The 12,740-nt window shown below is 61.7% G+C and carries 11 protein-coding genes; 2 read left to right on the top strand and 9 right to left on the bottom strand.

Annotated features, from left to right (window positions below; all coding sequences use genetic code 11):
* Window positions 1–122: 122 nt before the first annotated feature.
* Window positions 123–1,241, bottom strand: a complete 1,119-nt coding sequence (locus SJY10_RS07160) for an MHYT domain-containing protein (protein ID WP_386680976.1) — start codon at window positions 1,239–1,241, stop codon at window positions 123–125.
* A 525-nt stretch (window positions 1,242–1,766) separates the two neighbouring features.
* Between SJY10_RS07160 and SJY10_RS07155 the strand changes: the two genes are divergently transcribed.
* Both SJY10_RS07155 and SJY10_RS07150 read left to right on the top strand, forming a co-directional pair.
* A complete protein-coding gene (locus SJY10_RS07155) occupies window positions 1,767–2,237 on the top strand; it encodes a (2Fe-2S)-binding protein (protein ID WP_386680974.1) in 471 nt (156 codons plus the stop codon).
* On the top strand, window positions 2,234–4,561 hold the full coding sequence (locus SJY10_RS07150) for a molybdopterin cofactor-binding domain-containing protein (RefSeq protein WP_386680972.1): 2,328 nt from the start codon (window positions 2,234–2,236) through the stop codon (window positions 4,559–4,561). Before SJY10_RS07155 ends, SJY10_RS07150 begins: the two co-directional genes overlap by 4 nt.
* Before the next feature lie 46 nt (window positions 4,562–4,607).
* Here SJY10_RS07150 and SJY10_RS07145 read toward each other — a convergent pair whose 3' ends face one another.
* The 8 genes from SJY10_RS07145 to SJY10_RS07110 form a co-directional block, all read right to left on the bottom strand.
* Window positions 4,608–5,666, bottom strand: coding sequence for a YeiH family protein (locus SJY10_RS07145; RefSeq protein ID WP_386680970.1), 1,059 nt, complete (start codon window positions 5,664–5,666; stop codon window positions 4,608–4,610).
* On the bottom strand, window positions 5,626–6,936 hold the full coding sequence (gene hisD / locus SJY10_RS07140; protein ID WP_386680968.1) for a histidinol dehydrogenase: 1,311 nt from the start codon (window positions 6,934–6,936) through the stop codon (window positions 5,626–5,628). Before hisD ends, SJY10_RS07145 begins: the two co-directional genes overlap by 41 nt.
* A gap of 42 nt (window positions 6,937–6,978) precedes the next feature.
* Window positions 6,979–7,848 carry an ABC transporter permease subunit gene (locus SJY10_RS07135; RefSeq protein WP_386680966.1) on the bottom strand — a complete coding sequence of 290 codons (870 nt, stop codon included), beginning with the start codon at window positions 7,846–7,848 and terminating at the stop codon, window positions 6,979–6,981.
* Window positions 7,845–8,633, bottom strand: a complete 789-nt coding sequence (locus tag SJY10_RS07130) for a taurine ABC transporter ATP-binding protein (RefSeq protein ID WP_386680964.1) — start codon at window positions 8,631–8,633, stop codon at window positions 7,845–7,847. Before SJY10_RS07130 ends, SJY10_RS07135 begins: the two co-directional genes overlap by 4 nt.
* A 66-nt stretch (window positions 8,634–8,699) precedes the next feature.
* Window positions 8,700–9,686, bottom strand: a complete 987-nt coding sequence (locus SJY10_RS07125; protein WP_386680962.1) for an ABC transporter substrate-binding protein — start codon at window positions 9,684–9,686, stop codon at window positions 8,700–8,702.
* Window positions 9,687–9,756: 70 nt separating this feature from the next.
* Window positions 9,757–10,452 (bottom strand): aspartate/glutamate racemase family protein, encoded by a 696-nt coding sequence (locus SJY10_RS07120; RefSeq protein WP_386680960.1) that lies wholly within the window; start codon window positions 10,450–10,452, stop codon window positions 9,757–9,759.
* Window positions 10,452–11,663 (bottom strand): DegT/DnrJ/EryC1/StrS family aminotransferase, encoded by a 1,212-nt coding sequence (locus SJY10_RS07115; protein ID WP_386680958.1) that lies wholly within the window; start codon window positions 11,661–11,663, stop codon window positions 10,452–10,454. The genes SJY10_RS07120 and SJY10_RS07115 overlap by 1 nt, the downstream gene beginning before the upstream one ends.
* A 4-nt stretch (window positions 11,664–11,667) precedes the next feature.
* A complete protein-coding gene (locus tag SJY10_RS07110; protein WP_386680956.1) occupies window positions 11,668–12,690 on the bottom strand; it encodes a D-cysteine desulfhydrase in 1,023 nt (340 codons plus the stop codon).
* Window positions 12,691–12,740 lie beyond the last annotated feature (50 nt).

Below are 12,740 nucleotides of genomic sequence, written 5' to 3'. Positions count from 1 at the left end.
CCCAAATCCGCAAAGTCCTTGGCCGTCAGGCTGGCCTTGGGCCGGGCGCAATGCTTGTGAAATTCAATGAAATGCAGGGGATTTGCACGAATGGCGCCGTTTGGCGCACGAATGGCGGTGGCCTATACGCCCAGCGTGTCGCGCACCGCCTTTAGGTTGGACCGGCTGACAGGCACCGGTGGCAAATGCCCCGCGGCAAAGCGGCACAGGCCCTGATCCTTTGACCGTTCGAACCCTTTGACCTGCGCGGGATTGACCAGATAACTGCGATGCGTCCTGATAAAGCCCGCGCCCGACAACCGTTTGACCGCCTCTGTGATGGGCCAGGCGCAAAAGAGCTGGGCATCGTTGGTATAGACCTTGGTGTAATGCCCCTCGGCCCGGACAAAGGCGACCTGAACGGGGTCGATCATATGGGTCACGCCGTGCCTTTCGCAGGGAATATGCAAGGGGCGCGGGGCAGCGGCGGGTATTACGGGGTCCGCCGCGGGTACCGCCGCGGGCACAGCGGCTGCCGTTGCCGGCTTTGCAGGTGCAAAGAACGTCACCCCCATCCACAGAAAGCCGCCGAAAATGACAAAGCTGGACACGATAACACCCAGTGCCAAAGTCTCGTTGCTGATGACGGGGCCGAATTCATCCAGCGCTTGCACGGCGACGAATTGCGTATTGGCGGTTGCGATGAAATGCACCGCGCAGACCGCAAAGGCAAAGCACAGGGTCCCCAGCAGGATGCTGCGATTGTTGCGCTTGCCATAGGCCGCCCAGAACGCACCGATGCACAGCACGATGGCTGATACCGCCGACAAGGCCACCCCCAGCGGCGTATAAACCGGCTTGCACAATTGCAGCCCCGCCATGCCAAGGTAATGCATCGCCAGAATTCCGCAGCCAACCATGGCCCCGGCGGCCGATACCGTGACGGGTGTGCGGTCGCGAAAATGTAGCAGCAGCAGCGCCGTGCCGACGATCAAGATCGCAAGCAAGGCAGAGGCCAGCGTCATCGCCGCATCATAATAGAACAGGATCGGCATCTGCATGCCCAGCATGGCGACAAAATGCATCGACCAAATGCCGCCCCCCAATGCTATGGCAGAGGCCGCCACAGACCGCTTGCGCTGTGCCACCCCCTGTTTCGAAAGATCTTGCGATAGCGTCAAGCCGGTGAACCCCGCCGCCAGGGCGATCACCACAGAGGCTACAGCCAGCCAGATATTTTGACCAACGTCCAGAAATTCCATTCCGTTTTGATGCCAGCAAACTTGCCACAAATCAAACTTGCTGATGCCATCAGGACCATGAAATCGCGCAAAGCAACCCTGGATGGAAAGGCCGCGACGATAGCGTGCCTTCAGGGCGCAGGACTGCGAGAAAGGCGGATCGCGGGCGCACCTATATCTGTGCGCAATTGCACGGTTGAAATCGAAAATTAGGACTTATGTCGATTGATGCGAAACCGCGCAAACCGGGATTTTCATTTTGCGGCAAATACTTGCGAGCCAAAGCTTATGTTACCCGCAAATTGGCGGATCCTTTTCATGACCCCGGCCCGCATCAATGGCCGGCCGTCACGGCGGGCGCGCGCCCCTTTCACCGCCGGTGCGTTATCACCTATATTTCGCACCTGCGCCATCGCGGCGGCAAACGGATCAAAGGGACCGGGAATGTTACAAAAGCGATCTTCGGGTGCGTTGCAGCGTACGACCCTGCGCGCCGGGCAGGCCTCCTCGATATCCGGTTCTGCGAAAACCATTAAGGAAACCGACATGATAGAATTCGAAATCAACGGGCGGAAGGTCAGCGTCGATGCGGACCCGCAGACGCCATTGCTTTGGGCGATCCGGGATGAAATCGGTCTGACCGGCACAAAGTTCGGCTGCGGCATCGGCATGTGCGGTGCCTGCACCGTGCACATCGACGGCCAGGCGACCCGATCGTGCATCACTGCCGTCGGCGATATCGCAGGCCTGAAGGTCACGACCATCGAAGGTCTGGACGCAGATGCCAACCACCCCGTGCAAGAAGCTTGGCGCAATCTGCGCGTGCCGCAGTGCGGTTACTGCCAGTCTGGCCAGATCATGCAGGCCGCCAGCCTGCTGCAGGACACCCCGAACCCCACGGATCAGGATATTGACGACGTGATGACCGGCAACCTGTGCCGCTGCATGACCTATCCCCGCATCCGCCAAGCCGTGCGCGAAGCAGCCAACGCCATGTCCGGAGCGCAAAACCAATGAGCAATAAACTGATGTCCCGCCTGACGACAGGCGCATCCTCTCCCGCATCTGCAATGACGCGCCGCGGCTTTCTGGTGTCGATGACCGCCACCGGCGTTGCCTTTGGCTTTCCACGCGCATCGCAGGCCGCGATGAACCCTGTTGCCGCCGACGGTCTGCCCGTGCAGCCCAATGGCGACACGTTCGAGCCGACAATGTGGTATTGGATCGATGCGGATGGCCAGGTCAACGTCAACATCATCCGCGCCGAAATGGGCCAGCACGTTGGCACCGCCATCGCGCGTATTCTGGCGGACGAGCTGGAAGTGTCCTGGGACAAGGTCCACATCACCCACGTCGACACCGATGAAAAATGGGGCCTGATGGTCACTGGCGGCAGCTGGTCGATCTGGCAAAGCTGGCCGGTTTACCGCCAGGCCGGTGCCGCTGGTCGCACCGCCCTGATCGAGGCCGCAGCCGCCCAGTGGGGCGTCGATCCGGCGACCTGCACCGCACGCGACGGCACCGTCACCGATGGCACCAATACCATCACCTACGGTGATCTGGTCGCCGCCGGCCTTGACCGTTCCTTTACCGAAGAAGAGCTGCAGGCGCTGACCCTGAAGCCGCACGAAGAACTACGTCTTGTCGGCAAGGACGTCACCGCGCTGGACATCGCCAACAAGACCAACGGCAAGGCGATCTACGGTCTTGATGCCAAGGTTGACGGTATGGTCTACGGCGTGCCGCTGCTGCCGCCGACGCGTCTTGGCTCCTCTGTCACCTCTGTTGATGACAGCGCCGCCAAGGACGTCAAAGGCTACTTGCAGACGCTGACGCTAAAAGATCCTTCTGGCACCGTGCCAGGCTGGGTTGTGGTCTTGGGCGAAAGCCTGATGGCCGCAAAATGGGCGTCAGAGGCGATTGCCGTCGAATGGGCCGCTGGCGACACGGCCACCGTGTCCGAGGCGCAGATCAACGCGCGTTCGCGAGAATTGATCGCCGATGAAAACACCGGGGGCATTCTGGCCACCGACGACCCTGATACCAGTGCCGCCTTTGCGGATGCGACCGATACGCTGGAGGCAGAGTATTCCACTCAGACCGTCCTGCACTTTCAGATGGAGCCGGTGAACGCGACCGTGTTCCAGAACGACGAAGGCATGTGGGAAATCCACACGGGCAATCAATGGCAATCGCTGATCCTGCCGGTGCTGTCCGCCGCGCTGGAAGCGCCAGCCGACAAGATCGTCATGCGCAGCTACATGCTGGGCGGCGGTTTTGGTCGCCGGCTGAACGGCGACTACACCGTGCCTGCGGCGCTGGCGTCCAAGGCGCTTGGCGGCAAGCCGGTCAAACTGGTATTCTTCCGCGAGGATGACGCCCAGTTCGACAGCGTCCGGTCCCCCAGCATTCAAAAGCTGCGGATGGCCTTTGGCGAAGGCAATGCCGTCACCGGGATGGAACATGCCGCCGCCGCGGGTTGGCCCACGGGCGTTCTGGCACCCGGCTTCATGCCCAAGGGTGTGAACGATGTGGCCTATGACCCCTTTGCCATCGACGGTGCGGACCACTGGTATGACGTGGGCGCGCACAAGGTGCGGGCGATTGAAAACGATCTGGCCAACGCCACCTTCCGTCCCGGCTGGCTGCGGTCGGTCGGACCGGGCTGGACCAACTTTGCCGTGGAAAGCTTCATGGATGAAGCAGCCCACAAGATCGGCACCGACCCGGTGGAATTCCGTTTGCAGCACCTGACAGCCCAAGGCAGCAATGCCGGCTCTGCCCCGAACGCCGTTGGCGGCGCATCGCGTCAGGCTGAAGTGCTGCGCCGCGTTGTGGATATGTCGGGCTATGGCACCGCTGATCTGCCCGCAGATACGGCAATCGGTGTCGCCACCACCTTTGGCCAGTCGCGCGGTATGCCGACCTGGACCGCTGGCGCGGTCAAGCTGCACGTGGACCGCGAAAGCGGTTATGTAACGGTGGAAAAGATGTGGCTGGCGTTTGACTGCGGCACAGTCGTTGATCCCGACGGCGCATTGGCGCAGTGCCAAGGCGCGGCGCTTTGGGGTCTGTCGATGGCCCTGCACGAAGGCACCACGATCGAGGATGGCAACGTCATCGACCGCAATCTTGGCGGCTATACCCCGCTGCGCCTGATCGACACGCCGGAAATGGAAATCGCCTTTGTCGAAAGCACCGAAGTTCCCGTCGGTCTGGGCGAGCCCGGCACGACGGTGATCGCCCCCGCGATTGCCAACGCGATCTATAACGCGGTCGGCGCACGCCTGCGTCACCTGCCGATCCGGCCGGATGACGTTCTGGCTGCCTTGGACGCGTAACACGCAAAAGGGGCACCCGTGCGAACGGGTGCCCCTGCCACGCCGCCTATAGCAAAAAGATATGGGCAAAGATGATGGCCTGCAGCAGCAGGAACACCGTATCCACCGCGATCAGCACCAGGCCTTTGACCCCCGGCGCGAACAGCTTTTGCAGCGATGTCTTGACCCCAAGCGCCGAAATCGCGACGACCAGCAGGAACCGGGATGCATCGTTGACGAAGTTCAGCAGCGATTCCGGCAGGGGCACGAAATTGCGCACCATCATCAGCGCAAGGAAGGCGACGACGAACCATGGCAGGCCCGCGGTGCCGCCCGCATCCTTGCGGAATACCAGCGCCACGACCAGCAGGACGACAGGCAGCAGCGCCACCCGCAACAGCTTGGTAAAGGTCGCGATATCGCCTGCCGTGTCGCTGACCGAATAGCCCGCGCCGACGACCTGCGCGACGTCGTGAATTGTCGCGCCGATCATGTAGCCGCTTTCGACATCCGCAAGCCCAAGCCATGTGAACAGCATGGGATAGACGATCATCGCGATGGTCGACATGGCGGTCACACCGACGACGGTCAGCAAGATATCCTCTTCTTTCAGGTACTTCTTGGGCAGGACTGCCGCAATCGCCATGGCAGCGGATGCACCGCAGATCGCGACGGACCCGCCGGTCAGCAGGCCGAACGCCGTCGTGCGCCCGAAAAGCCGCGCAAAGATGACGCCGCCCAGCAGCGTCAGCACCAGCATGCCCACCACGCCGACGATCGGCGTGATGCCCAGCTGCGACACATCCGCAAAGGTCAGCCGCAGGCCCAGCAAAGCCACCCCGATCCGCAGCAGGGTGCGAGAGCAGAAACTGATCCCCTCCAACGTGCGGGGGGTGTCGGTCATAAAGTTGAACGCCATGCCGATCAGCAGGGCAAACAGCATGGCGGGGGCGTTGTAGTGTTCCGCCAGAAAGCTGGACGCGAGGGCGACCGTCACCGCCAGAATGATACCGCCGCGGTGCACCTCGATCCAGGCCAGCATACGTGCGGCGGGGCCGGTTGGCACGGCAGGTACAGCCAACGGGTCAGCTTGCGGCATCGATTGCGCCCAGATCAAAAGTTTCATGAGGAAAGAACTTTGCCAGCCGAATATCGGCGGACCGTGCGTGCCCTTCCATACCTTCCATGCGGGAAATCCGCGCCGTCGCCTCTGCCAGGGGGCGGGCACCGTCACGGGTGGCGCGTTGCCAGGTCACGGTTTTCATGAACTTGTGCACCGACAGACCGCCCGTATACCGCGCCGCGCCAGAGGTCGGCAGCACATGGTTCGGGCCGGCGGCCTTGTCGCCAAAGGCCACGGTCGTTTCTTCGCCCAGAAAAAGCGAGCCATAGGACCGCAGGCGCTGCAGCCACCAGTCAAGGTCGGCGGCCTGAATATGCAGATGTTCCGGACCATAGGTGTCGCAGACAACCGCCATCCCTTCGGCATCCGCGCACAGCATGACTTCGGCGTAATCGGCCCAGGCCGCGCGGGCGCTGGAACGGTTCGGTTCCGGCAGGCTGTCGATGATCCCCGGCACAAGGTCCATGACCTTTTCCGCCAGGGCGCGGTCGGAGGTGACCAGCCAGACCGGAGAGTTGTAGCCGTGTTCCGCCTGCCCCACCAGATCCGTCGCCACCAGTTCAGGGTCGGCCGTGGCATCGGCCACAACCATGCTGTCGGTGGGTCCGGCAAACATGTCGATGCCGACGTGGCCGAACAGAATACGCTTTGCCTCTGCCACGTATTGGTTTCCGGGGCCGACCAGAATGTCGGCTTTCGGCAGGCCGAACAGGCCATGCGCCATGGCGGCGACGCCCTGCACCCCGCCCATGGCCATGATGACATCCGCGCCGCACAGATCCATGGCATAGATAATGGCGGGCGGGATGCCCACACCCGGACGCGGCGGCGAACAGGCGGTGATATGGGGCACGCCTGCGACCCTGGCCGTGGTGATCGTCATGATTGCGCTGGCGATATGGCTGTAACGCCCCCCCGGCACATAGCAGCCCGCGGCGGACACGGGAATTTGCCGCTGACCTGCAATCAGCCCGGGCAGAATTTCGACCTCGCAATCGGTGATGGTGCCGCGCTGTGCCTCGGCAAAGCGGCGGATGTTGCGGTGCGCGAACTGGATGTCAGTCTTCAGCCTGTCCGGCACCAGTGCCGCAGCCTGCGCCCGCATATCGGGGGTCAGGATGATTTCGCCGGTCCAGCGGTCCAGATCGCGGGCATACTGGCGGGCTGCATCCTCGCCTTTGGCGGCGATTGCGTCCAACATTTCGACGACGATATCGTGCACGTCATCCTGCCCTGTTTCCGCAACGCGAAGGGCTTTTTTCAAGTAGATCATAGTCCTGGCTTTCGAGTTAAAGGCTGCGCGGCCGGCGGCGTCCTACATCCTGCCCTTCCATGGCACGAGGCGGCGTTCGATGAAGCGCATAAGAAGGTCAAAGGCAAAGGCGATAAAGGCGATCACAAAGATGCCCATGATGACCACGGGGGTCTGCAAAAACTGGCTGGCGGACAAAACCATGTAGCCAAGCCCCTTGGTGGCGGCGACCATTTCGGCGGCCACAAGCGTGGTCCAGCCAAAGCCGATCCCGATGCGCATCGCCGTCAGGATTTCTGGCATTGCCGAGGGCATGATGACATGGCGCAGCACCTGCCAGCGGCTGGCACCAAAGGAATAGGCCGCGTGGATTTGTTCGATTGCAGCGGACTTGACGCCCGACCGTGCGCCCAGAACGACAGGAGCAAAGACCGACAGAAAGATCAGCAGGACCTTTGACGTTTCTCCGATACCGAACCAGATGATCATCAGCGGCAGATAGGCCAGCGGCGGGATCGGACGGTAGAATTCGATAGGCGGATCGAACAGGCCGCGCATGACCGGGCTCATGCCCATGGCCAGACCAAGCGGGATGCCGATGACGCAGGCCAAGATAAAGGCACCGAACACCCGCGCGGTCGATATGCCGACATGTTCCAGAAACGGCGTGCCGGTATAGCCCGCATTCCACACGTCGACAAACTTTTGGATAATGGCCATGGGCGACGGCACAAACAGCGGCTTAACCCAACCCATCGCAGTGACAAGCCACCAGACGAAAACGAACAGGCTGATCGACAGCACTGACAGCCAAAGCGTGTTGCCATGTCCAGGCACGCCATAGGTTTCCCCCGGCTTCGTGGGGCGGGCGCGGGATAGGCGAGCGATCAGGCCAAGGTCCTTGCGGGGCACATGGGATGTTGCCTTGGTCATGCGGCGGCCTCCTCGTCTGCGAAAATGATTTTCAGGACGTCTTCGCGCATGGCAATGAATTCGGGGCTAGCTTTGACCTCTCGTGCGGGTGTTCCATTCAGGAACTGGCGCGAAAACGGCAGATCAAACACATGGGTGATGCGGCCCGGACGCGGTGACATGACCACCAGTTTGGTGCCCATGAACAGCGCCTCTTCGACGCTATGGGTGATGAAGAACACGGATTTGTGGGTATCCATCCAGATTTTCAGGATCAGCTCCTGCGCCTTTTCACGGGTCAGCGCGTCCAGCGCGCCCAAGGGTTCGTCCATCAGCAGGACACGCGGATCACAGGTCAGGGCACGGGCGATACCGACGCGCTGCTGCATCCCGCCCGACAGCTTGTAGACGGGCGAATCCTGAAACCCGTCCAGCCCCAACATGCCAAGGAAGGTGTTCGCGGTATTGTAGCGTTCAGCCTTGGCAATGCCTTGAATCTGCAGGCCGAATGCCACGTTATCAAGCACACTTAGCCAAGGCAGAAGCGCATGTTTTTGAAACACCACCGCCCGGTCGGCACCGGGGCCGGACACGGGCTTGCCATCCAGCACAAGTTGGCCGGAACTGGGGGCCAGAAACCCTGCAAGCAAGTTCAAAAGTGTCGATTTTCCGCAGCCCGACGCGCCCAGCGCGACGACGAATTCCTCGTCTTCGATGGTCAGATTGATCCGGCTCAACGCCTCGACCGGGGGGCGGCGGTCGGCGGCCGGATAGACAACCGAAACGTCATGAATACTAAGTCCCAAAGCGCAGGTTCCTTAACAAAAGGGGGTGGGCCCACCCGAACACGGGGCTCGGGCGGGCAGCCTGTCTTACTGCGTGGCGGCAGCAGCGATGTCGGTGTTGACGAAAGCGGAATAGTCATCCGCCACCGTATCGATCCGGCCGGCGGATTTCAGAAACTCAGAGGTTGATTTCATGATATTGGCTGCATTGCCCAGCCACTTTTCACCGGTCTGTTCTGCCAGCGGAACAAAGGTATAGCCCTGCAGGATCTGCGGAATCTGGTCAGCCCCTGCCCCGGTCAGATCGGCAATCGCCTTGACGCTATCGTTGTCGGCAGTCCAGGCCGCCGGGTCCGCCAGATAGGCTTGATTGGCATCGTCCATTGTGCGCGCAAAGGCGGCGACGGCGTCCGCGTTTTCGGCGGCAAAGGTCGCATCCACAACCCATGCGTTAAAGGTCGGATAGCCCCAGTCCGCAGTTTCGTTGCCGCCGACGATGCGGCTGCCGGTTTCCAGCAGCTGTGTCTGCACTGGCGGCCAGATAAAGGCGGCGTCGATCACGCCCTGATCCCAGCTGGCGGCGATCTGGTCCGGCGGCATCGACATGATGGCCACGTCCGCTTCGGTCAGTCCGGCATGGGCAATGGCCCCCATCAGCGAATAATGCGCGGTTGATCCGATCGGCACGGCGACACGTTTGCCCTTCAGATCCTCGACCGCGGTAATGCCCGAGTCTGCATGCGCGACCAGGCTTTCGGAATCGCCGATGGCATAGGACAGCATGAACATCTGCAGATCGACGCCCTGACTGGCCGCAATTGCCAAAGGCGAGGAGCCAAGCTCTGCCACCTTCACATCACCGGACGCCATCGCCGCAATGACCTCTGTGCCGGAGTTGAAAACCCGCCATTCGATATCCCAGCCTGTGGCCGCCTCGAAGGCATCGGTGCCGCGCACGGCGTTCATCGGGGTCGGATCGCTGAAGGTGGCGATGACCAGCGTTTCCGCCGCCGCAGCAGAGGCAGACAGCGCCAACGCTGCGGTGCCCATCATCAGTGTCTTGAACAATGTCATTTTCGATCTCCTTGTTGAGGTTGACGCGAATTTGGCTTCGCTTGTTGTTGTGGGTCCGGCTGCGCCTTTGTTATGTCGGCGCGCTTTTGGCAAAGGACACAATGGCCTGCACCAATTGGTCGAGGGTGTCGAAAGCGGCAGCATCCTTTGCCACCGCGTCCGGGATCAGGGAAAATTCCGTGCAGGCAATCATCTGAACCTGCGCGCCCGTATCCAGCAATGCGCAAGAGGCATCGTGCAAAACGGCGCGGGGGCCGGGTCCGGGGCCTTCGGATTTGATCTGCCGGATGGCGGCCAGCATCCGGTCGTCGTCTGCGGGATAAACAGCGGTCAGGCCGAACTGCGCCAGCGGCGCGTCAAATAGCCCGGTCCTGCGCAGCGCCGGAGAGCCAAGGATGCCAATCCGCCCGCCGGGTGCAGCCTGCGCCCTGGCATGGGCCACGGACAGGGCGATCATGTCTATAAACGGCACAGTCGCTGCCTCGCGGATCGCATCGGCGTAATGGTGCGCCGTGTTGCAGGGCATAGCCAGCGCCTCTGCCCCGGCGCGGGCCAGACGCTGCGCCATGTCAGCCAGCACCGGGCCGGGATCGACAGGGCCGCCTTGCAACAGATGCGCGATGCGGGATGGCACCTGTGTATTCTGGTCCACGATCAGGGGAATATGGTCACCGTCGTCCTGTGCCGGCACTGCCTTGACCACCTTTTGCATCAAAAGGATTGTCGCCTCTGGCCCCATGCCGCCCAGAATACCGATCCGCCGCATCACTTGCCCCCTTCGCTGTGAAAGGCTGTGGCTACGGCATCAATGATATGATCCGCCAGCAAGGCGCAATCATCTAGATCAAAGGTCAGCGGCAGACGCATATCGAACAGGCCCGCAAGAATGCGATCCGTCTGCGGCAGATCCTGCGCCGCGACATAACGCCAGCTGTGATGGTTCGACGTAAAGCCGGCCGGACTGGATGCGCCGAACCATTTCACCTCGACCCCGTTTTGCGCCAGTTGCGCGACAAAGGCTAGCGCCTGCTTTGCCGTGATGCCGGGCAGGCAGAACTGGATCGACGATCCGACATATTGCTCTGCCGCAAGGCGGGTGGGCAGATGGATGGCATCCACATGCGACAGCCTGCCCGCGACCAGATCATGCCGCGCGTTCCAGCCTGCAATCGCGGTGTCGATCTGGCGCAGCTGCGGGCGCAACAGCGCGGCCCGCAGGTTGTCCATCCGCGCCGACATATTCGGCGTGTCCAGCCGGATTTCGTCAAAGACATCCCCAGCCGGCGCCGCCCCGTGACGGTCGAACAGCATGTAGGACCCCGACAGAATGATGGCACGTGCCATGAAGGCCGCATCATCCGAGGTCAGAAGCCCCCCTTCGCCCGCATTCAGGTGTTTATAGGTCTGGGTGCTGAAGCAGCCCGCCGTGCCGAACGATCCCGACAGCCTGCCATTCCAGCGTGCCCCCATAGTATGGGCGCAATCCTCGATCACGCAGATGCCCTGATCGGCAGCGATCTGCATCAGGCGGTCCATATCGCACAGATGGCCGCGCATATGCGACAGCAGCAAAAACCTCGCACCCGTGGCCTGCGCCTTGGCGGCCAGATCGTCCAGATCAATGACCAGATCGTCTGTCACCTCGACCAGCACTGCCCGCGCGCCGACACCGGCGATCGCGCCGGGCACTGGGGCCAGCGTAAAGCCGTTGGTCAGCACCGCATCCCCTGGTGCCACGCCCGCCGCGCGCATCGCAATCTGCATCGCCTGACCGCCAGAGGCGAGCGCCAGACAATAGGGCTGGCCCTGCCACAGCGCGAATTCCCGCTCCAGCTCTGCCACCTCGCCGGGGTCGTCCGGCGCAGTGTTATAACGGTGCAGACGGCCCGTCCGCATCACCGCAACCGCTGCCGCAATCGCGTCTTCGGGGATTGGCAGCTGCTGCGTAAAGCTTTTGGTAAAAGGCGGACGGGCCATTGGATCAATCGACCTTTAATGCGGCATTGCCGTCGGCAAAAACAGCATCATACCCGAACAAGGCGGTCGAGCCGCCGGTATGCAGAAACACGACCCGTTCCCCCTTTTTGAATTTGCCCTTGCGGCAATAGTCGATGAAACCGGCAGCACCTTTGCCCGAATAAACCGGATCAAGCAGGATCCCTTCGAGTTGGGCGAACATACGGATCGCCTCCAGCGTATCTTCGCGCGGGATGCCGTATCCTGCCCCGACATAGCTGCTGTCGGCCACCACATCCTGGCGGGACACAACGCCGGGGCAGCCCAGTTTTTCCGCAGTCTTTTGCGCCAGTGCAAAGACGTTTTCCTCTTGCTTGTCCTTAGGCGCGCGCACGCCGATCCCCAGCAGCGGGATTTGCGCATTGATCGCCTTCAGACCCGTGATCAAACCGGCCTGCGTGCCGGCTGATCCGGTGGCGGTGATAATGTGATCAATAACCATGCTGCGATCATTTGCCTGCCCGACCAGTTCGAACGCGCAGTTGACATAGCCCAGCGCCCCCGTGGCGTTAGAGCCGCCACCGGGGATCAGGTAAACCTTGCGGCCTTCGGCGCGTAACTTTTCGGCAACCGTTTCCATTTCAGCTTGCATATCCATCCCGCCCTGACGCTTTGACGTTGTCGCGCCGTGCAGATGGTCCAGAAGGACGTTGCCGTTTTCGTTGTAGTTGGCGTTGTTCGATCCGGTGCGGTCTTCCAGCAGGATATGGCACCCCATCCCCAGCTTGGCCGCGAATGCGGCCGTCTGGCGGGCGTGGTTCGATTGTGTCGCCCCTTGAGTCATGACGGTATCCGCGCCCATGGCCTGCGCCTCGGCCATCAGGAATTCCAGCTTGCGCGTTTTGTTGCCGCCTGTGGACAGGCCGGTGCAATCGTCGCGCTTGATCCAGATTTCCGGCCCGCCAAGTTCGGCGGAAAGGCGGTCAAGTTTTTCCAAAGGCGTCGGTAAATGGGCGAGGTGGACACGCGGAAAGCGGGCGAGATGCATGAGTTGTTCCTTGGCTAACTTGAGTGTTTCGACGGTTGCGCATTGCAAAA

Origin of the sequence: Loktanella sp. R86503, assembly GCF_042466455.1 — a bacterium.
GTDB lineage: Bacteria > Pseudomonadota > Alphaproteobacteria > Rhodobacterales > Rhodobacteraceae > Loktanella.
The sequence above is the reverse complement of the archived record's forward strand: the minus strand, read 5'-3'. Positions and strand labels throughout refer to the sequence as shown.